Annotated in this window: 20 protein-coding genes and 3 tRNA genes; 10 read left to right on the forward strand and 13 right to left on the reverse strand. The window is 61.3% G+C overall.

The features are described from left to right. Positions 1-60: 60 nt before the first annotated feature. Entirely contained in the window at positions 61-1,503 is a 1,443-nt protein-coding gene (rhlB, locus tag Q8M42_RS01765; RefSeq protein WP_304870720.1) for an ATP-dependent RNA helicase RhlB, read from the forward strand. A gap of 63 nt (positions 1,504-1,566) precedes the next feature. Here the strand turns inward: rhlB and dinB are convergent, their stop codons facing one another. Continuing rightward, positions 1,567-2,628 (reverse strand): DNA polymerase IV, encoded by a 1,062-nt coding sequence (gene dinB / locus Q8M42_RS01770; RefSeq protein ID WP_275963467.1) that lies wholly within the window; start codon positions 2,626-2,628, stop codon positions 1,567-1,569. A 23-nt stretch (positions 2,629-2,651) separates the two neighbouring features. After that, positions 2,652-2,867 carry a zinc ribbon domain-containing protein gene (locus Q8M42_RS01775; protein ID WP_304870723.1) on the reverse strand — a complete coding sequence of 72 codons (216 nt, stop codon included), beginning with the start codon at positions 2,865-2,867 and terminating at the stop codon, positions 2,652-2,654. 205 nt (positions 2,868-3,072) lie between these two features. Here Q8M42_RS01775 and Q8M42_RS01780 point away from each other — a divergent pair. The 6 genes from Q8M42_RS01780 (at position 3,073) to Q8M42_RS01805 (ending at position 8,272) form a co-directional block, all read left to right on the forward strand. After that, a tRNA-Met gene (locus tag Q8M42_RS01780) sits at positions 3,073-3,149 on the forward strand. Positions 3,150-3,269: 120 nt separating this feature from the next. After that, positions 3,270-3,346 (forward strand) — tRNA-Met (locus Q8M42_RS01785). A 122-nt stretch (positions 3,347-3,468) separates the two neighbouring features. After that, positions 3,469-3,545: transfer RNA gene (locus tag Q8M42_RS01790), tRNA-Met, on the forward strand. A 167-nt stretch (positions 3,546-3,712) separates the two neighbouring features. After that, positions 3,713-6,355 (forward strand): bifunctional lysylphosphatidylglycerol flippase/synthetase MprF, encoded by a 2,643-nt coding sequence (gene mprF / locus Q8M42_RS01795; RefSeq protein ID WP_304868052.1) that lies wholly within the window; start codon positions 3,713-3,715, stop codon positions 6,353-6,355. A 7-nt stretch (positions 6,356-6,362) separates the two neighbouring features. Further along, complete coding sequence (locus Q8M42_RS01800) at positions 6,363-7,640, forward strand: virulence factor family protein (RefSeq protein WP_304868054.1); 1,278 nt, start codon at positions 6,363-6,365, stop codon at positions 7,638-7,640. A gap of 83 nt (positions 7,641-7,723) precedes the next feature. After that, positions 7,724-8,272 (forward strand): cytochrome b, encoded by a 549-nt coding sequence (locus tag Q8M42_RS01805; protein ID WP_304868056.1) that lies wholly within the window; start codon positions 7,724-7,726, stop codon positions 8,270-8,272. A gap of 392 nt (positions 8,273-8,664) precedes the next feature. On the opposite strand, the gene Q8M42_RS01810 is transcribed toward Q8M42_RS01805, so the two are convergent. Further along, positions 8,665-8,976: an Arc family DNA-binding protein gene (locus Q8M42_RS01810; protein ID WP_305283085.1), complete on the reverse strand. Its 312-nt coding sequence runs from the start codon at positions 8,974-8,976 to the stop codon at positions 8,665-8,667. Between the two features lie 155 nt (positions 8,977-9,131). Here Q8M42_RS01810 and Q8M42_RS01815 point away from each other — a divergent pair, with 155 nt between their 5' ends. After that, entirely contained in the window at positions 9,132-9,293 is a 162-nt protein-coding gene (locus tag Q8M42_RS01815; RefSeq protein WP_305283087.1) for a hypothetical protein, read from the forward strand. A gap of 64 nt (positions 9,294-9,357) precedes the next feature. Continuing rightward, the gene (locus Q8M42_RS01820; RefSeq protein ID WP_305283089.1) at positions 9,358-9,636 is read left to right on the forward strand and encodes a hypothetical protein; all 279 of its coding nucleotides are present in this window, start codon (positions 9,358-9,360) and stop codon (positions 9,634-9,636) included. 24 nt (positions 9,637-9,660) lie between these two features. Here Q8M42_RS01820 and Q8M42_RS01825 read toward each other — a convergent pair whose 3' ends face one another. The 5 genes from Q8M42_RS01825 to Q8M42_RS01845 all read right to left on the reverse strand — a co-directional run bounded on the left by Q8M42_RS01825 (position 9,661) and on the right by Q8M42_RS01845 (position 12,269). Further along, positions 9,661-9,834: a hypothetical protein gene (locus tag Q8M42_RS01825; RefSeq protein WP_305283091.1), complete on the reverse strand. Its 174-nt coding sequence runs from the start codon at positions 9,832-9,834 to the stop codon at positions 9,661-9,663. Positions 9,835-9,899: 65 nt separating this feature from the next. Beyond that, on the reverse strand, positions 9,900-10,703 hold the full coding sequence (locus Q8M42_RS01830; RefSeq protein ID WP_090248661.1) for a DNA adenine methylase: 804 nt from the start codon (positions 10,701-10,703) through the stop codon (positions 9,900-9,902). A gap of 161 nt (positions 10,704-10,864) precedes the next feature. Beyond that, positions 10,865-11,407 (reverse strand): lysis system i-spanin subunit Rz, encoded by a 543-nt coding sequence (locus tag Q8M42_RS01835; RefSeq protein WP_305283096.1) that lies wholly within the window; start codon positions 11,405-11,407, stop codon positions 10,865-10,867. Beyond that, positions 11,404-11,721 (reverse strand): DUF6527 family protein, encoded by a 318-nt coding sequence (locus Q8M42_RS01840; RefSeq protein WP_305283098.1) that lies wholly within the window; start codon positions 11,719-11,721, stop codon positions 11,404-11,406. The genes Q8M42_RS01835 and Q8M42_RS01840 overlap by 4 nt, the downstream gene beginning before the upstream one ends. Continuing rightward, complete coding sequence (locus Q8M42_RS01845; protein WP_305283100.1) at positions 11,718-12,269, reverse strand: glycoside hydrolase family 19 protein; 552 nt, start codon at positions 12,267-12,269, stop codon at positions 11,718-11,720. The genes Q8M42_RS01840 and Q8M42_RS01845 overlap by 4 nt, the downstream gene beginning before the upstream one ends. Before the next feature lie 52 nt (positions 12,270-12,321). Here Q8M42_RS01845 and Q8M42_RS01850 point away from each other — a divergent pair, with 52 nt between their 5' ends. Then, complete coding sequence (locus Q8M42_RS01850) at positions 12,322-12,528, forward strand: hypothetical protein (RefSeq protein ID WP_305283102.1); 207 nt, start codon at positions 12,322-12,324, stop codon at positions 12,526-12,528. A gap of 351 nt (positions 12,529-12,879) precedes the next feature. Here the strand turns inward: Q8M42_RS01850 and Q8M42_RS01855 are convergent, their stop codons facing one another. From Q8M42_RS01855 to Q8M42_RS01875, 5 genes are read right to left on the reverse strand one after another with little or no spacing between them, the layout of a single operon-like run. Continuing rightward, positions 12,880-13,116 (reverse strand): hypothetical protein, encoded by a 237-nt coding sequence (locus Q8M42_RS01855; RefSeq protein ID WP_305283104.1) that lies wholly within the window; start codon positions 13,114-13,116, stop codon positions 12,880-12,882. Then, on the reverse strand, positions 13,116-14,888 hold the full coding sequence (locus Q8M42_RS01860) for a hypothetical protein (protein WP_305283107.1): 1,773 nt from the start codon (positions 14,886-14,888) through the stop codon (positions 13,116-13,118). Before Q8M42_RS01860 ends, Q8M42_RS01855 begins: the two co-directional genes overlap by 1 nt. Next, a complete protein-coding gene (locus tag Q8M42_RS01865) occupies positions 14,888-15,658 on the reverse strand; it encodes a hypothetical protein (RefSeq protein WP_305283109.1) in 771 nt (256 codons plus the stop codon). Before Q8M42_RS01865 ends, Q8M42_RS01860 begins: the two co-directional genes overlap by 1 nt. Then, positions 15,658-16,707 (reverse strand): hypothetical protein, encoded by a 1,050-nt coding sequence (locus Q8M42_RS01870; protein WP_305283112.1) that lies wholly within the window; start codon positions 16,705-16,707, stop codon positions 15,658-15,660. The genes Q8M42_RS01865 and Q8M42_RS01870 overlap by 1 nt, the downstream gene beginning before the upstream one ends. Further along, positions 16,707-20,282 carry a hypothetical protein gene (locus Q8M42_RS01875; protein WP_305283113.1) on the reverse strand — a complete coding sequence of 1,192 codons (3,576 nt, stop codon included), beginning with the start codon at positions 20,280-20,282 and terminating at the stop codon, positions 16,707-16,709. The genes Q8M42_RS01870 and Q8M42_RS01875 overlap by 1 nt, the downstream gene beginning before the upstream one ends. Positions 20,283-20,326 lie beyond the last annotated feature (44 nt).

Below are 20,326 nucleotides of genomic sequence, written 5' to 3' on the forward strand. Positions count from 1 at the left end.
CGCCGGCTTCTTGCTTTACACTGGCGGCCGTTCACTCCTTAACCAATTGATGAGATGACCGTGCTCAAAGCACTCAAGAAAATATTCGGCAAAGCCGAGGGCGAGCAGCCCAGCCCAGCAACTCCGTCACCTGTAACGCCCAGCGCACCGCGCGTCCAGCCTGACGCCAACGCTGACAAATCCAGCCGCAGCGCCTCACCGCGCCCAACGGAAGCCGCTGAAAAACCGTTACAGAGCAAGGAAAAACCGGCGAATGCGCGCCGCGAACGCCCTGCCAAACCAGTCGACACCTGGAAACTGGAAGACTTCGCCGTAGCGCCGGCCGAGGGCAAAACCCGTTTTCATGACTTCAAGCTCTCCCCCGAGCTGATGCATGCCATCCATGATCTGGGTTTCCCATATTGCACGCCGATCCAGGCGCAGGTGCTGGGTTACACCCTCAGCGGCCGTGACGCCATCGGCCGCGCGCAGACCGGCACGGGCAAGACTGCCGCCTTCCTGATCTCGATCATCACCCAGCTGCTGCAAACCCCGCCGCCGAAAGAGCGCTATATGGGCGAGCCACGCGCGCTGATTATCGCGCCGACTCGCGAGCTGGTGGTGCAGATCGCCAAGGACGCCGCCGACCTGACCAAATACACCGGCCTCAATGTAATGAGCTTTGTCGGTGGCATGGACTTCGACAAACAGCTCAAGCTGCTGGAATCGCGCTTCTGCGACATTCTGGTCGCCACCCCGGGCCGTTTGCTCGACTTCAACCAGCGCGGCGAAGTGCACCTGGATATGGTCGAAGTGATGGTGCTCGACGAAGCCGACCGCATGCTCGACATGGGCTTTATCCCCCAGGTGCGCCAGATCATCCGCCAGACCCCGATGAAGGGCGAACGCCAGACCCTGCTGTTCTCCGCGACCTTCACCGAAGACGTGATGAACCTGGCCAAGCAATGGACCACGGAGCCGGCCATCGTCGAGATCGAGCCGGAAAACGTCGCCAGCGATACGGTCGAGCAGCACGTCTATGCCGTGGCCGGCAGCGACAAATACAAGCTGCTGTACAACCTGATCACCCAGAACGACTGGATTCGCGTGATGGTCTTCGCCAACCGCAAAGATGAAGTGCGGCGCATCGAAGAACGCCTGACCCGCGACGGCATCAGCGCCGTACAGATGTCCGGTGACGTGCCGCAGCACAAGCGTATCCGGGCCCTGGAAGGCTTCCGTGAAGGCAAGATCCGCGTGATGGTTGCCACCGACGTAGCCGGCCGCGGCATTCACGTCGACGCGATCAGCCACGTGATCAACTTCACCCTGCCGGAAACCCCGGACGACTACGTGCACCGCATCGGTCGTACCGGCCGCGCCGGCAGCAGCGGCACCTCGATCAGCTTTGCCGGGGAAGACGACGCCTACGCCCTGCCTGCCATCGAAGCCCTGCTGGGCCGCAAGATCGCCTGCGAAATGCCGCCGGATGAGCTGCTCAAGCCGGTCCCGCGCAAGCACTGATCCCTGCGCAACTAAAAAAGGCGAAGCCCTGCGGCTTCGCCTTTTCTATTTTCAGCGCCGCTGTCAGGGCGCAAATAACTCCAGCTGTTCGTGCTTACCGCGCAGGTCATGCAAGCGCACGCCAACGCCGAGCAGGCGCACCGCCTTGTTGCCACGGGCAAAGGCGGCGCTCATAAGCCGCGTATAACTCTCCAGATCACGCCGCGCGCCGCCCTGCTCCAGGGTGGTCTGGCTGAAGTCGTGAAACTTGATTTTGACGAACGGCTTATCCGGCCGATAACTCGAATCAAGCCGGGCCATACGGGTGGCCAGTTGCTCCAGCAGCGCCGGCAACTGCTCCAGGCAGGCGGCCAAGTCCGGCAAATCCTTATCAAAGGTGTTTTCTACACTGACCGACTGACGCCGACTGTCGTTATGCACGACTCGCTCATCAATGCCGCGCGCCAGCCCCCACAAGCGCTCGCCGAAACTGCCGAACTCCTTAACCAACGCCAGCTTGTTCCACTCGCGCAGGTCGCTACATGTGCGAATGCCCAAACGGCCAAGCTTGTCGGCGGTGACCTTGCCCACACCATGCAGCTTGCTCACCGGCAAGGCAGCGACAAAATCCTCAACCTGATCTGGGGTAATCACAAACAGCCCATTGGGCTTTTTCCAGTCACTGGCAATCTTGGCCAGAAACTTGTTCGGCGCCACGCCCGCCGAGACGGTGATATGCAGCTCCTGCGAGACCCGCCGACGAATATCCTGGGCGATGCGCGTGGCGCTGCCAGCAAAATGCGGGCTGTCGGTTACATCCAGGTAGGCCTCATCCAGCGACAAGGGCTCGATCAGCTCGGTGTAATCACGAAAGATCGCCTGAATCTCCCGCGACACTGCCTTATAGGCATCCATCCGCGGCTTGACGATCACCAGATCGGGGCACAACTTCAGCGCCTGCCCGGAGGCCATCGCCGAGCGCACACCATAACTGCGCGCCTCGTAGTTGCAGGTGGCAATCACCCCGCGCCGATCCGCCGAACCACCGACCGCCAAGGGCTTGCTGGCCAGGCTCGGGTCATCCCGCATCTCAATTGCCGCGTAGAAGCAGTCGCAATCGACGTGGATTATTTTACGGCTGCTCATTGCCAGGCCTACCAACCCTGCTGCTACTGCTCGGCAGAACTAACAGGCGCTGCCGGCTTGGCCTCGCTCGCCGCATCCTCAGACTTACTCATATAAGACTGGATAATCAGAATGACGATCAGCATAAAAGCCGCCAACGGCAGTAACTTGGTCTTCGCCGATACGGCAGCGCCACAACCCGGACAGGTCTTGGCATCGGCTGGCACCTGAGCACCACAGGCTTTGCATTCAACGCTCATAACTTTCCTCCCATTTAATGGGCACGGACTCTAGCCCAACAGCCCGGTTGCGGGCTATGCCGAAAGCAAAGCTGTCCGCCCCATCAGGCTCTAGCGCAGGGTTCTACAGAGAAAACCCACTCAGCACGCGGCTAAGCACCTGAATAAAAACAACTTCTAGCCACCTTTAGGTTGACAAGTAGCATTTAGACGCTAGAATTGGCGCCGCGGGATGGAGCAGTCTGGTAGCTCGTCGGGCTCATAACCCGAAGGTCGTCGGTTCAAATCCGGCTCCCGCAACCAGATACTCAAAAAGGCCACTCAATCGAGTGGCCTTTTTGCATTTCCGCCCGAACGATTTAAGTTATTGATTAAAAACCAATAATCGATTGACAGTTGATCATATCTATATAGAATATGCGGCGCGGGATGGAGCAGTCTGGTAGCTCGTCGGGCTCATAACCCGAAGGTCGTCGGTTCAAATCCGGCTCCCGCAACCAGATACTCAAAAAAGGCCACTCAATCGAGTGGCCTTTTTTGTTTCTGCCGCCCGCACAAGCTAAGCATTTGATTAAAAACACTATTTTGTTGACAGCAGGTGATTTCTATATAGAATGGCCGGCGCGGGATGGAGCAGTCTGGTAGCTCGTCGGGCTCATAACCCGAAGGTCGTCGGTTCAAATCCGGCTCCCGCAACCAGATACTCAAAAAAGCCACTCAATCGAGTGGCTTTTTTGTTTCGCGTTTTTTTACGCCCACCGTGCTATTGCTGGCCACCCTGGCACCTTGAGAAATATTGTTCTCCAGATGCTTGGAAGTTGGCCTCACCGCCCACATGCTGCGGTGCAAATAGCATGAGGTGCTCAATGCGTGCCACACCAGCGTCCACTACCCCTATCGACGACAGCAACGCTGCTGACGACTACCGACTGCGCTGGCTCGACCGGCTAAGCACCTACCGTCAGCCCATCGGCCTGCTACTCACCCTTCTGCTGTTCAGCGCCGGCCTGTTTGCCTGCTGGCATTTACTCCACGAGCTAGACCCCGTCGCTCTGCGCAGCGCCATCCACGACGTGCCGGCAAGCAGCCTATTGGCGGCCGTCGGGGCAACCGTCATCGGTTTCCTTGCACTGGCTTGCTACGAATGGTCCGGCTGCCGCCTGGCAGGGGTTCAACTGCCCATCGGGCGCATGTTGCTGGGGAATTTCTGCGCGTCGGCCATCGGCAACGCGATTGGTTTTTCCATGCTCACCGGCGGCTCGGTCCGCTATCGTCTGTATGCCCGCGACAACCTTGGTGCAGGCGATATTGCCCGCATCACCTTGTTTGCCAGTCTGGCCCTGGGCTGCGCATTACCACCACTGGCCGCACTGGCAGCGTTGAGTAACCCGGATGCAGCTTCCCTGGCGCTAAGCCTGACACCCCTGCAGGTGCAGGTAATGGCCAGCAGCGTACTGCTGTTGACCCTAGGGCTGGTTGCCGTGCTTGCCCGCCGACGCGAACCAGAGGCGCCCACGCCGGGCTGCGTGACCATCCGCCTGGGCGCGCGCAGCCTACGCCTACCGGGCTTGCGCCTAAGCGGCCTGCAATTGCTGATCACCCTGGTTGATGTGTGTGCCGCCGCCAGCGTGCTCTACCTGCTGCTGCCGGAAGCACCACCGCCGGCAACCTTTCTGCTGGTCTACCTGCTAGCGCTGGCCGCTGGCGTACTCAGCCATGTTCCCGGCGGGGTTGGGGTATTCGAGGCGGTGCTGCTGGCCGCGTTCGCCGGGCAACTGGGCGCGGCGCCACTGGCGGCCGCTCTGCTGCTCTACCGCCTGATCTACGTGGGCCTGCCGCTGGTGATCGCCTGCACTCTGCTGTTGGCCAATGAAGCCCGGCGCTTTCTACCGGCTGGCCGTCAGGCCGTGCTGAGTGCCTCGGGGCTCGCCGCACCGGTACTGTCGCTGCTGGTATTTCTGTCCGGCGTGGTGCTGCTGTTTTCCGGGGCGACACCGGCCATCGATACCCGCCTGGAATACCTCAGCTTTCTGATCCCCCACCGCCTGATCGACGCCTCACACCTGGCCGCCAGCCTGATTGGGGTACTCTGCCTACTGCTCGCCCATGGCTTGCGGCGCAGGTTATCTGCCGCCTGGGCACTGACGGTGAGCTTGCTGACCTGCGCAGCCGTGCTGTCGATACTCAAGGGGTTCGACTGGGAAGAGGCCAGCCTACTGCTGCTCACTGCGGCTTTGCTGGTGCTGTTTCGCGGCGCCTTCTACCGCCCAAGCCGTCTGCTGGAGATGCCCTTCTCCCCAGTCAATCTGGTGGCCAGCATCTGCGTGCTGAGCGCAGCGCTGTGGCTGATGCTCTTCGCTTATCAGAACGTCCCCTACAGCCATGACCTGCTCTGGCAGTTCGCGCTGGATGCCGATGCACCACGGACCCTGCGCGCCACCCTGGGCAGCGGCCTATTCCTCGCCGTGCTGGTTCTGCTCTGGCTGCTGCGACCAACGCCGATGGTGATCCACGCCCCGACACCGGCAGAACTGTGCAACGCAGCCCGCATCGTCAAAGGCTCGGAGCAACCGGATGGTGGCCTGGTGCTGACTGGCGACAAGGCCCTGCTGTTCAATTCCACTGACGATGCCTTCCTGATGTTCGCCCGCCAGGGACGTAGCCTGGTTGCCCTGTTTGACCCGATTGGTGCCGCCAGTTGCCGGGCCGAGCTGATCTGGCAGTTCCGCGACCTCTGTGACCTGCACCACGTACGCCCGGTGTTCTACCAGGTGCGGGCCGAGAACCTGCCCTATTACATGGACATTGGCCTGAGCGCCATCAAGCTTGGCGAAGAAGCCCGCGTTGACCTGCCGCGCTTCGACCTGGAGAGCAAAAGCAAGGCCATGAAAGACCTGCGCTACACCCTCAGTCGTGGTCAGCGCGACGGCCTTACACTGGAAATATTCGCCGCCGGGCAGGCACCCATAGCGGCGCTGCAGGCTATTTCCGAGGCCTGGATGCAGGGCAAGCAGGTGCGCGAAAAGGGCTTTTCCCTGGGCCGCTTCGACCCTGACTACCTCAAGCACTTCCGCATTGCTGTGGTTGCGCTAGCCGGCCAGCCACTGGCCTTCGCCAACCTGTTGGAAACCGACAGCCAGGAACTGGCCAGCCTCGACCTGATGCGCGTACACCCCGGGGCGCCGAAGCTGACCATGGAGTTCCTCATGCTCAACCTGCTGCTGCATTTCAAGGCCCGTGGGCACCAGCGCTTTAGCTTGGGCATGGTGCCCCTGGCCGGCCTGCAACTACGCCGCGGCGCACCACTGACCCAGCGCCTGGGCTCACTGGTCTTCCTCCGAGGTGAACAGTTCTACAATTTCCAGGGCTTGCGCCGCTTCAAGGACAAATTCCAGCCGGAATGGGAACCGCGCTACATGGCCGTACCGCCAGGCCTTGATCCGCTGGTGGCGCTGGCAGATACCGCAGCGCTGATCGCTGGCGGCTTTACTGGACTGATCAAACGCTGAGGCCCGCATGTTCACACGTCCCTGGCAACGCCTGCTGCTTCTGTTTGTCCTCGCCCTGGGTCTGTCGGCGATTGCCTGGCAGCTCTGGCATCGCCCCACGCAACAGGCACAGGTTAAGCAGTACAAATTGACCGATGGCAGCTCAGCCAGCCTGGCAACGCCCGCCATCACGACCAAGCCCCAGGTGCTACTGCTGCTCGACCCCGCCCAACAACTGCAGGATGGCGAACTGCTGGCCCTGGCCCAGGACAGTGGCGCACGCATCCTGCAACTGAGCCTGCCCGGCAATGACTGTGATGCCCAGCAACACCGCTTGCAGGCGGCCACAGAAATGCTGCAACACACGCCCACGCTGGTTGCGGGTATCGGCCCAGACGCAGCGTTTGCCTGGCGCTGGCTGGCTACGCAAAACAACGACGCAGCACAGGCCCTGTCGGTCGGTTTCAGCCTGCAACAACCGGACTGCGCCGCCCCTCTGCCCGAACGCGCCGCGCATGGCCACTGGAACGTAGCCTGGAACAACAACCCGGATGACCCCAGCGCAGGTTTCGCGCGCGCCCAGGACAACGCACAAACCAGCATCAGTGACTACAACACCAGCCTCACGCAACTGCTCAAGCAACGCCTAATGAACCTACTGCAGGGCCACGGCGAACCGATGCCAGTGGTTGAAGTGGCGGCCAGCCAGCCGGCCGACACCGTCACCCTGTTCTATTCCGGCGATGGCGGTTGGCGCGACCTCGACCGTGACGTGGCAGCGCAAATGGCCAAACGCGGCTATCCCGTGGTGGGCATCGATGCCCTGCGCTACTTCTGGCAGCACAAGAGCCCACAACAGGGCGCAGACGACCTGGGCCAGCTGATGCGGCAATACCGCGAGAAATGGGGCGCCAAGCGCTTTGTCCTGGCCGGGTACTCCTTCGGAGCAGATGCATTGCCCGCCTTCTACAACCGGCTCACGGCAGATGAACAGCAGCAGGTTGACGCCATTCTGCTACTGGCACTGGCGCGCAGTGGCAGCTTCCAGATCGAGGTACAGGGCTGGCTCGGCAAGAGCGGACAGGAAGCGGCCACGGGCCCGGAACTGAGCCGGCTACCCGCGCACAAGGTGCTCTGCGTCTATGGTCAGGAAGAAGGCCCAGAGAGCGGCTGCACGCAACCCGGCGCAGTCGGCGAGGCGCTGAGGCTACCGGGTGGCCATCACTACGACGAGAACTACCCGGCACTGGCTGACAAACTCCTGCGGGCAATCGAGCAGCGCCAGGCCAATGACCACAAAGATTGATCTGCCTTCATGCTCCGTTAAGTTTTATTGGCTAACCTACGCCGCACCGCAGTACCTACAACGAGAAACAGCAAGGAACCGTGATGAACCAAAACACCCTTCCCACACGCTACGGAAAGCTCTCCATCGCCCTGCACTGGCTGATGCTGATATTGATCGCGGGTGTGTATGCCTGCATCGAACTCAAAGGCAACTTCCCCAAAGGCAGTGATGGCCGCGAGCTGCTCAAGCAATGGCACTTTATGCTCGGCCTAGCGGTATTCGCCCTGGTCTGGCTGCGCTTGCTGGCCCGCAGCCTCAACCCGACACCCGCCATCGTACCGGCCCTGCCAGCCTGGCAGGCCATCCCGTCAAAACTGATGCACCTGGCGCTCTATGCACTGATGATCGGAGCGCCACTGGCGGGCTGGTTAATCCTCAGCGCTGCGGGCAAGCCAATCCCGTTCTTCGGCCTGGAACTGCCAGCACTGATCAACAAAGATCCCGACCTGGCGGGCACTATCAAGGAATGGCACGAACTGGCGGGCAGCGCCGGTTACTGGCTGATCGGCCTGCATGCCGCCGCCGGCCTGCTGCACCACTTTGTAGTGCGCGACAACACCCTGACGCGCATCCTGCCTGGACGCAGCTAAAGCAAGCGGGCAATTCCATGGAAAAGGCGCGTACACCCTGAACCGCGTCTTTTCTATGGGCAGGTAATAGCAATTCGTAGCTTAGCCCTCCTCACATACCCACCGGTCTGACATTCACGCTTCAAAGGGCTAAAACGCCTTTCGTAGTGGTGGCAATGGCGCAAGTCTGCCGCTAGAATTGCGCACTTTTTGATCAGAGGCGCGCCAAGCGCCCAGCATCCGTCCGTACACGCCTGAGGTTAACGCCATGTCCACCCCCGCCACGCCGAAAGTCGGCTTCGTTTCACTCGGATGCCCTAGAGCCACTTAATCTATACAAATATCACGGATACAAAAAAAGGCCAGCGCCCCTGTGATTACGGGGGTTCTGGCCTTTTTTTGCATCATCGTGACTAGCCGCTGAAACGCTCAGCAATACGCCTAGAAACCCGCGTCAACGCTTCAAGCGCCCGCCGCTGCTCGACACTCAACGCTCCCGCATCCAAGTCTGCGGCCAGAGCGAGCGTCAAATTTGCCTGCAAGCCTATCGACTCCAGCAAATCATCTGACAGACCACTCCGATCTTCCTGAAGCGAGCTATCAAGGCGCGCCAATATTTCCGCATGCAACGACCGGCCGACGCCCAGGGCCGCAGCCTCTAGGGCTGTCCTCAACTCATAGGGCATCCGAAGTGGATACGGTGAAATGGCGTGGCGATCGGACATCAGGGCGCTTCCACTTTTTGAGTGTGCAATCCACAAATCGTGTTGGCGCGCAGTATGGGCGGGGAGTCCTTTGGACTCAATGAGTCCACTTGACACCATAAAATCAGTGGATTCATATTGAGTCCACGCCCAAGCGTCCATCGAGAGGTAGCGCCATGCAGAAGCGGATCACGCCGTACCCGTTGCGACTGAAGGAAGCACTGCGCCAGGCGGCAGAGAAAGAGGCGCAGCTAAATCGCCGGAGTTTAAATGCAGAGTTAGCGCTGCTGATCGAGGAGGCGCTCTTGAGCCGAGAGCAAAGGCGACCGCGCGCCTAAACGCAAAGCCCTACGCGGGCGCATCAACGGGGCTCTGGCAGTCGTGATACTCGGAAGTGAGCACATGGAACTCCGCAAGGACCACAGCAGCACCCAAACCCTCGCAGACAGCCCTGAATCGGCGCTGATCTTCAACCCCGCCACCGACCCGATGAGCATTGATGACATCATGCTCTGCGCGCTGCAGCGCAATGCTGCGGTGGTCGACGTACTGGTTCACGACATTCTGGAGCGTGATCAGTTCGCCATCCCCATTCCAACTGTTCGCAAACTGCTCTGGCTCCTGCAAGGTCAGTTTGAACAGATGACAATGATCATGCGGGACTATCGCAAGCACGGGTGAAGACCCGAGGCCGCCCTGGGCGGCCTACTCAACATTCCAGATAACCGCCGCCTTCTCAAAGCCGACCCACTTCCTATCCCGATCCAGCCCGCGACCAGCCATCAGCCGCGCAGCAAGCGCTTGGGTGTCGACCTCCCCTTTTGCCATGGCGTTCAGCAGTTCGGTGGGCAGGGGCTGGAGGTGCTCGAGCAGGTTCATTGTCGTTTCCTTTGTGGTTTCCGTTGGCACCAGTAACGCTCTGGTGCCGAGGCATAGCAAGCGAATCAGACGCCATCAAACAGGCCGCCGAGCGATGCCGGCACCCAATTCATAATCACCAGCTCGCCAGTGGTTTCAGCCACGCCCTGGCGCTGGTTGGTGCAGCTGTAGCGGATATCGAGCTGCTCCATATGGAAGCCATCGAACGCCCGGCGAATGTCGGGGTGGTCGTTGATGCTGACCATCACCTTGCCTTTGCAGCGCCGCATAAAGTCGGCCATGCGCTCGTAGTTCTCATAGGGGAAGTCCACGCCATAGCCTGCGGTCTGCCAGTACGGTGGGTCCATGTAGTGGAAAGTGTGCGCGCGGTCATAACGTTCGGCGCATTCAAGCCACGGCAGGTTCTCCACGTACACACCGGCCAGGCGTTGCCAAGCAGCGGACAAGTTCTCTTCGATGCGCATGATGTTCGGCGCCGGGCCAGTCGTGGCGGTACCGAACGTCTGCCCCGACACCTTGCCGCCGAAGGCATGGTGCTGCAGGTAGAAGAAACGTGCGGCGCGCTGGATGTCGGTCAGGGTTTCGGGGCGGGTGATCTTCTGCCACTCGAACAGCTGCCGGCTGGAGAGCGCCCACTTGAACTGCCGCACGAACTCCTCGACGTGGTTCTGCACCACGCGATAAAGCGACACCAGGTCGCCGTTGATATCGTTCAGCACTTCCACAGGCGCCGGCTGCGGCCGCAGGAAGAACAGCGCAGCACCGCCGGCAAAGACTTCGACGTAGCATTCGTGGGGAGGGAACAGCGGGATAAGACGGTCGGCCAGGCGGCGTTTGCCACCCATCCAAGGAATGATAGGACTGGTCATAGAATGCAAACCTTTACTGTATAAATAAACAGGTGCTAGGCTCTCCCCCGCTTCGTGCACGGAGTGGGAGCCTTGGCTTGGCTTGCAGGAATGGCTGCGGGTCGAGTGGCCTGCCCGGGTGCTGTAACACCTGGGCGGGTCGCTCTTTTCTTACGGAGGGATTACGGGGTTGTAGCGGTCTGGCCGGTCAGCGTCCGGACGTAGCCTTGCAGGTACTCGAGTTTCTTCTGATCGCTGATCATTCCGGCGCGGATATCCCAAACAGCTGATCCAGCTCGCTCACTGAGCTCGACGCTGGCTCCATCGCCCAGGCCGCTGCTGCCTGTGGTTTTGGACACGACGAGATCAGCGGCGGCAATTCGGGCTTCGATCCGCAGCCGCTTACGCTCATCATCAACGCCAGAGTAAAGCTGCCGTAGCCGCTCATTTTCATCTTGTGCATCGGTCAGTTCCTTGTGTTTGGTTGAATCTAGATCGGCCAGCTGCTTCTCAAGCTCCACGCGAGCATCCAACTGATCGCTTACCTGGCGTGCGGCCGCCCGGGATATCTCACCCAGCGTGTCGCTATGGGTTTTCTCAGCCACAGCAAGCTGCTCCCCCATACGCCAGCCGTTGGCAGCCCAGCCGGCGGCAAACACTGCAACCAGCAATGCGCCTAGCAACCAGGTGCGAGGTGAACCGGGTATCAGATCGAGCACGCTCATAAGTCATTCACCTCCAGCAAAGGCAGGTCAACCGTCTGGCCGGCCAGGGCATGCGTGCAGTCACCGAGGAACTGAATGCGGCCATCGGTTACGAAGCAATGGCAAACGACCTGCCGCTGCTCAGGCCCCCAGTTGTAACGGACTAGAACGGACGGCGTGAATGTCGGTTTGTCGACGCTGCCATTCCACCCCCAACGCGGAGGGCCTTCCCCCTCAACATTCACGCCGTGCAGCATGTTGCAGCCCGGGCACTCGAAGAACAGCTGGCTGTCAGCCTTCTCTAGTACCGCTGAAACCCTGATGAAAGCGCTCATACAATCACCTCGCGCGCCCTGCCCCACAGCTCCAGCCGATCCTTCTGCCCGTTCACGCCACCGTTGATCTTGCGGGTGATGGCGGTGAACTTCCCCTGATCAGCCAGGGTGTTCAGCTCTTTGATCCACCAGAACCAACCTGCTGACAGCGCCGCCCACTCTGGTTGCTCAAGCAGTTGCGGCTCACGCAGCAGGCGGTCATCGCCGAACAACGCGGCGCTGCACTTGAGGTAGTTGTAGCGGCCTGTGATCTGAATCAGCCCACGCCCGCGGTACAACTGGCCATCGCCATCGGCCTCGGGCGTGTTGCCAAGGCGCTCGGCCAGCGGGCCGGTGTCGTACTTGGCCAGGTAGGCATTGCTGCCTAGTTCGCGTGTCCACTGCAGCTGGCCAGACTCATGCCCCACCTGAGCTAGGAATGCCGCCATGCGTTTGGGCGTATCAAACTGCCAGCGCTTGGCGGCGGCGTTGATTGCAGGTACAAAAACGCCCGCAGATCGGCGGGCGTTGGGCATGATATGGAGCAACTGCTGTTCTGTGATGTCCATGGGATCTCCACATAGTGAGCCGGCATAGGGCTGGCGTTTGATCGAGGTAGTTATGCGCAGCAAATTCCCCAGCAAGGTGCTGGCAAAAGCACTGGCTAACCGGTTTGCCGCTGAGGCCCTGGCCGAGTACGAGCTGACACCCGCCGACCTAGCAGATGAACCGTTAACGGCAGAAGAACGAGTGGCGGTATATGCCGAGATCCGAGCGATCTCTGAGCGCCTGCAGCAGGAAGCCGAGCGGCTCTACTCCCTGGTGTAGGGAGAGTTCAATCAACAAAAAGCCCGCGTCAGCCGGGCATGGTGTAGCCTCAAACAGCTCCATAACTGGAACGAGCTGAGGACGTGATATGGCAGTCGACCGCTACACAATCGAATACCACCTGACAGATGAAGGATGGATTGCAGGCTCCACCACCTTCTTCAACAGCGAAGACCATCACCTAGATAGGCCAGCCGGCGCTCACGAAACGTGGGTATTTGAAAGCTCCCAAGCATCAGGATGGTCTAAAGAGGAAACGCGCTGGCGACTAGCGTGGACAAACCCTGAGAGCCCCACCGACCACATCAAGGGCTTACACAGTAAATACCCGCACAAGCACGACTAGCCATCTCACACATCCACGTCATAGTGCGGCAGGCTTGGCGCTGGCCCGGTGATCACCCCATCGGCGATGTAGGCCTTGCCGCTCACAGGCACATCAACACCCCGCACCGTCACCCGCGTGCCGGTGCGCAGCTCCACCTCACTGATACCCGCGCTGCTGTTGATGCTCATCACGGTGGCCACCGTGCGCACCCCGCCGGGCAGCAGGCCGATAAAGCGCTTCCAAGGATTAACGGTCGCCATCAGAAGTGCCTTTCTAGTTTGAGTTGCTGATCCACACGGCTAGCGCCAGTGCCCGCAGCAGTAATCTCCACCGCCAGGCACAACCCCACCCACGGCCCGGTCTCTTCGGGCACGCGGCAAAGCTGTGCAGGCAGCACCAAGCCAACACCATGGTCATCACCGAACGGGAACAGTGGGATCGAGACAGCCACAATCTCCGTATTGCCACCCTTGCTCAGCTCATGCACACCGCGCGCACGGTTGGCCTCTTCGCCGGTGATCCAGTCATCGAACACATCCGGCGCAGGGTTATCGCCTGCAGTACCAGCCCGCCGCACAAGCATGGATACCCCGTGGCTTGTGCCCGATACATAGCAGGCGTTCCAGGCAGGCCCCGGCGTCCACTCACCACCAAGGGCGGTCATCATCGCGGGCGGGATGATGCGATCAATCGGCGCGTCTACCTGCCCCCATTCCCATGGCGGCACTGGGTATCGCGGGCGCACCTCCAGTTCATCAGCAGCCCTTGCCGGTCGCACAACCGCGCCGACTGTTTCAGCGATGCGGGCAATCACCTGCATAGCCGTTTGGCTTTGATAGCTCAGCGCGCCGGCCGGGAAGGTCCAGTCAGCCGGCCCCACCGTTCCAGCATTCCAAACCAGGGTAAAGCCGGTATACAGCAGCTGCTCAGTTGCAGCCTGCAGCGCAGTGATGGGAGCAGCGTTCAACCCGGTGCGCAACGGCGCGTAAGGCCCGGCCAATAGCTGAGTGCGCGTGGCCCCCTTGATGCTGTAGGCCTCGGTCGGGAACTTGAGCTGGCGGCTGTAACCCTCAACCATCACCACCCACTTCCAGCCGTTGATATCCAGCTCGATCTCAGTGTTGTCACCCACCTCATCAGGTGCGACCAGGTCGAGTGCTGCCTTGGTGAAGATGTCCGCACTAAATGTCCAACTGAAGCTGTCGGCATCCAGGCCAATGCGCACGTTCTTCGCCTCAATCGGTGTGCGGCTCGGCAGCACCACCAGGTTCACGGTATTGGCGATCATGTAGGTATCCAGAATTGAAGGATCAGGCGGCGGCTCCGGCAGCGGCTTGACCGGGCCGGGATAGTCCACATAGGGCATATCGGTTAGCGCGCCATCGAGCACGCGCGCGCGGCCCCAGGGCAGATGGCTGGCACGGTTGAGCCGGCGGGCGTTCTGCCAGCGCAGGCCCAAGCGTGCCGAGTCAGTCGGCTGAATCGCTGCGCGCACGGGCTCATAACGGAAATCGAAGAACACCAGCGGCGAGGACGGCGGCGTATAGCGCTGCCCTGCAAACGAGAACGCCAGCGGCCCTGCCCCTGGCACGTACAGGCTTGCCGCCACAGCTGCGGCCGCATCAAAGCGCGGGCCGTATTCATTGGAGCGCCGCGCTCGGGCACGCACGCGGGCATCCCGCGCCGCCGGCATGGGGTTGTAGATCAGTCGCAGGCGCACATCTACTGCCCGCAACCGCTGGCCCCACTTAGCCTGCATACCCTGATCACACGCCGGCACCTTGCTCCAGGGCTGCGCCCAAGGCTCAGCGCTGCGCTGGCTGGCTGCGCCCCAGGCAAGCAGCCCTGGAGCATCAAGCGCCGGCACCGCATTCCAGCCGCAGGCGGCCTGTTGCTGGCGAGGCACACCGTGCTGCCAGCGCAGTGCCGCACGTGGGTCAAGCGCCACAAGGGCATCCCAACCCATCGCATCAGCCTGCCGATCCACCACCCGCGCACGGGACCACCCGCCGCTAACCTTTACGCACAGCATCAGGTCATCTCCACCGGAAAGGGGCCATGGGCCAGCGGTTGGTAATAGCGCACTGCAACCGCACGCGCGGTGCCAAGCTCGCGGGCTTCGGTCACCGTAATCGGCCACCATTCCGGCTCACTTGCCGGCAGCGTGCCGGCCTCGGTCACCTCATACAGCACACCGGCAAACACGCTCGGGCGGACGCGGCGACCCACGCCAACCGTGAGGCCGGGCGAGAATGGTGTGCCGAAATCGTCCAGGCCGAGGGCGTAAAGCGCACCGTCCACAACATCGAGATCCACAGTCACTGCACCGTCATCGCCAGACTTACCAGCGCCAGCCACACGCCAATCGCCGTCCAGCTTTTTCTCCACCACTAACACCTCGCGCGCGGCAGGCAGGCCATCAACGCGCACCAGGGTGCCCACCGCTCCAGGCTCGGTGGCTTCCCCGCCAGAGCCAGTGAGGACATTAAGGGTGTAAGTGCCAGCCCCAGGAATCGACAGATACTGCGCATACACCCTGGCCGGAGGGGTAGAGTCCTCGACGTAGACAACCCAATCCGGATGGTCGGCCAGCTCTTGCAGCAGCACATCGACGTAGGGCGTGAACTCACCACCCAGTGCTTCCAGAGCGATCTCCCCCTGCCCGGAGGTATTAAAATTGCGCACCACTCGAACGAACTTCACGCCGGGAGTAACCAGCCCGTCACGCAGTACCCGGAACCGCAACAGCTCCCGAGCAGGCGAGGCCAGCACCTGAATAGGTGGAACGAATTGAGTAAACATCACCAGTACGCCGGATTGTCAGTGATGATGGCTGACCCACGACCACCAACAGCAGCTTGAAGGGGCAGATAACAGTAACCATCGGACAAGGGGTTGAGGTTAAGAATGCTGTCCCCCGTATAGTCGGTCGTGGTCAAACTACCCTCTAAGAGGCGGCGGATAGGATTGGCATAGTGCCGAATCAGCAAATTTTCTCGCCGCATCCCTCGCAACCCAGGCTGGGGTTGACCTGCAGCCAGCCACCGAAGCTGATGCATTTCCAGAGTCGGTAGCTCAGTTAAGTCTGAGGCGAGCACACTGATGCCAGGAGTGTTTGTGTGAGTCGTGGTTGGTGCCGACGCCACGTTGATTACCCCGTCAAGCCAGGCGGCGATACCGCCTGTATCCACAAGCAACCCTGTTTTTGGATTCCTGAGTGTCGTAAGTGCCACCCGGTCGAAATAGAGAGTCAGCTGGTGGGTATTAGGCGTTGCTGCGCGATAACCACCAGCGGCAATGTGATTACCACCCAGGTCGGCCCCAACATACAAAGTGCCGGCACTTCCCGTGCTGTCGATGTTCGTGCCAGTGATCGCCGAGGCATTACCGGTGAACGGGAGCATCGTAAAGATGAAGGTCTGTTCATCCGCCAAGAGAACCCAGCGGGTATTGGCATTCCAATAAAGCAGATCACTTCCGAAATACACAGGAAGCGTGGCCGCACCAGACGTGCCAGAAACCACGCCCTGCCCCTGCGGTATGCCTGTCGAGCCCATGCCGGTGTAGGTGGCATGCAAGAACACCCTGAAAGCACCGTGGTATGCCAAGCCAGTGCTAATCACGTAGTAGGCGCTGGAGATAGTGAAATAGTTACCGGCAGCATTGCGCAACACCAGAAACTGGTCACCCTCATCAACAAGCGTCCAGCCAGCGGCGGCACGGGAGCCGTAGCCACTCACCAAACAGGCCTTAAAGATGAGCTTGTAGTTAGTGAAGCGCTGCAGTGAGGCGGTTGTACTGATATAGAACGCCGGCAAGCCGGCGTCCTTAGAGCTATAAAATGTTGGCATCAGTCCCCATCCCCCCGTACCTGCAGTTCAAATTGATCATCGTTAACCGTGCCCTGCCCGCTAATCACGGTACGGATCACCCACAACGGCCCCAGTGCAGAGTCCGTGTTGAAGCGCACAGCGTTACCCGCCGCCCAGCCACTACCCCAACCCTGCTGACGAATCAGAAAGTACGGTTCGCCAGTGAGCGGGTTGACCGGAGTACAGTCGGTGGTGATGTTGCCGGTGGTGATCACACCCAGTTGCTGCTCAACCACCTGGTAGGCCGAGGCACTGGTGAACACCAACGCCCACTTGCCGTCGATGGCCCCCTGGTTTGTGATCACCGGGGGAAAGCTCAGGCTGTTGTATTGCGCAGTGGTGGTGTTGCCCACTGGCGCGTCCGTCCAGTTAGGCGCGCCCTGGCTCCACGTCTGCTGGGTAAACCAGGTATGCACCCGCGCCTGCAGGTCACCCCAGGCCACAGCGCTGGATAACAGCGCCTCACCGGCCGGCAAATCCCATGGCAACGGCGCGCTAAAGGCCACATCCCCCGTGATCTGCACTTCACTGCACATGGCCATGTGCTCCACACGGTCACGAATAACAAGCGGCAGAGTCAGCGGGTCGCCGGCTTCGTTCTGCAGTACCAACGGGTTTGCCCAGGTCACGGCGCCCACAGTGCGGTCAGCGCTATAGGAGGCAGAGCGCAGGGCCACCCCGTTGGCATCAACCACAGTGATGTCGGCCTGCTCACTGCGGGCGAGCGCCACGGTGCCACCTGGGCTGGGGCTGGCCACAGGCGTTTCTGCCGTGTGGTGCAGCACCAATACCTCGCCCTGGCGATAAATCGGCACCCGGCCATCGGCCGGCAACCGCACCGGGTCCAACCCCAGCAGGCCAGCGTCCAACGGCAGCTGGGTCTGTACCACCGAGTTGTAGCGGGCCAGCAGCGGGATCACCGGCACATCACTGGCGCCTGTGTTGTCATCCGGGTCAGTGGTGAACACCAGCCGCACGATGCCCGTGGCAATGTCCACCGCACCGCGAATGATCGGGTGGCTGAACTCCCCATTCATATTCGCCGCGGCAGTAAGGATCTCTGCCGTGTCGGTGCGCACAACCGTGACCTGGGTGCTACCAGGCCGCAGCGGTGAACCCGGCGTGCGGAATGTAGCCGCCGTCACGCTGAACCCCAGCGCGGCAGTGAGGCACGCCAAAACGCTAACGGCCCCCGAGGCATTGCCGCCATAGCTGCTGAGCACCGCCGTGGCATTGGCATAGTTAACCGTGCCCACAGCCGTGCCGCCGTTGGTGTTGGTGGCAATGTCGCGGTACAGGATGCCGGAGCGGTCGCAGTACACCGAGCCGTTCCAAGTGAACAACAAAGAGCCCGGCACAATGGCCTCAGCCACACCAGGCAACAGCGCCACGGTGATCGGCGGCTGCGCCTGGTTGTGGGTATGGTCGGTGCTGATCACGCTGCTGCCCTGCGCGCGAGTCTGCAGGGTGCCACCAAACTGTTCGCGCAGTTGAATGTTGGTGGTCACCAGCACCGGCTCAGTGGTTCTGCCGTTAAGCGTCGGCTTGCTGCGGTTGCTGTAGGTGTACTCGGTGTAGTCATACAGCCGCGCCACCTGCAGCGTGCACTCCCCGGTGGTGTAGTTGATGCTGCCGACCAAGCCACCCTGCCAACCGCCACTGCCGTTGTCGCTGGCACCCCGCGCAATGTCGCGCTGGCCTTCATATACCGGCAGCGAGTTGCCGCTTTCGATCACATCCCAGTTGATGGCCGGGGCAGCCTGGCGTTGCGTGGTCATCCAATCCACCTGCACGCTGCCTGGCTTCAGTGGCGCGCCTGGCACGGTGAACGTGGCCATGCCGCTGCTGTCGCTGGTTACGCTCAGCGGGCCATCCGTCACATCCCCCTGCTCATAGCTGTAGCTGATGCCTGCAGTGGGCGTGGCGCTGAGCAGCAGCACACCTTCACCCGTGGCATAGGAGATGCTGCCCGTGCCGCCCGTGCCACTGAGGTTGCCGTTGCCGTCATCGGTCAGCACTCGCGCAGTGCCGGCGGTGTAGTTCACCTCAACAGAACCGGGCATCACCCCGCCATGCGGCAAGGCGAAACGCACCTCCAGCCGAGGCACAATGCTGACGCCCGCGCGCTGGGTAATCGCGTTGTCTGCCGAGCTGATGTAGCTGTACACCAGCGAGCTGCCCACATCAGGCAGCGCGCTCAAGGTCAGGGATACCGAGCCAGTGGCGAACGAGATAGTGCCAGCGCCCTGGCCAGTCAGCAGGCCATCGCCAAAGTCGCGCAGCTCATACCAGCGCCCCAGCGCCATAAACGCCACGGTCAAAGTGCCGGCGCGCGGGATGGCCTGGCTGAGGTTGAGGGTGTACACGTACCCCCGGTTGCCCAGCGTCACCTCCACTTCACCCGTAACTGCATCACCAATAGCGGCGGCGCCCGGCTGGTAAGTGGCCGACGCCGTACCGGTCCAACTGGTGCCGGTGCGCACCAGGGTGATCTCACCAGTTTGATAATCCACCAGGCCAGCACTCAGCCAGGCCGTGCCGCTCACATAACGCAGTGCGCCCTTGCGGTCATCGGTATAGGTGCCGCCGTTGACGGTCAGGGTCAGGCTACCTGGTGCACAACCAGTGCCCAGGAACGTGCGCGACTCCCCCACGACAGCGGCGGCCGCCACAGTCAGGCTCAAGGTCCGCGCCGCGCCGGCTGCCAAATAGAGCTGCCGCTGATAGCCGGCCAACAGGTCGACCAGGGCGCTCTCTTTCGTGGTGCTCGGCACCAACTGGCTGTAAACCGACTGCACCCGCACGCTCAACGCACCGGCACTCACCGCCTCGGCCAGCGGGCTGATGCCAAAATAGCGCGCAGCATCCGCCACCTGGGTGCTCAGCACGCGGGCCTTAGGCTGTGAGTCGATGGACATGGCAGTGGTGCCAGCCGGCGTCACCTGCCCACCAGGGAACGACGCCAACAGCGGCGCGCTAAGTGACAGATCAAGCCGGCGCCGGTCGAAGTTAACGTAGTTGCCCTGGGTATATTCGTAGGTGAACTGCTCCATGCGGTACACCACATCGGTGAGGCGCGCGTACTGCGACTGGCCGGCGGTGGTCAGTTGGTAGACCTCACCAATTTCAGGAATGCGCTGCTCCTCGCGCTGCACACAGGCAAGCGCGCGTTGGCCCTGCAGCTGTGTGCCCAACAGCTCAAACGGCGCAGCCGAGGCAGCAGCCACATAGCTTTCGATGGCATCGCGAGCATCCGCGCGCTCATCTGTTTGGCTGCCCTTGAACAGCAGCACGCTCACGCGCGGGTCAGCCGGGCGCTCGGTCACGATGCAATGGGCGCCCAGGTAGGGGTCATCATTGGTTGTCATCACGCCGGCAAACAGCTTGCGCAGGTTGATGCGCCCGGTGGTGCGGTCGAGCCGGCTGATGTCCGGCAGGATGTTATTCACCTCGCCAGACACCACGGCGTTGCCAGTGGCACGCCCACCGCCATCGGCCTCATCAGTGAGGCGCTGGGATTTGAGCAGCTTCACATCGCTGGTATTGATCGCCACGTCTGTTTTCTCCGGGCATAAAAAAGCCCGCACGCGGCGGGCTG

Source organism: Pseudomonas sp. (assembly GCF_030684895.1).
Taxonomy (GTDB): Bacteria; Pseudomonadota; Gammaproteobacteria; order Pseudomonadales; family Pseudomonadaceae; genus Aquipseudomonas.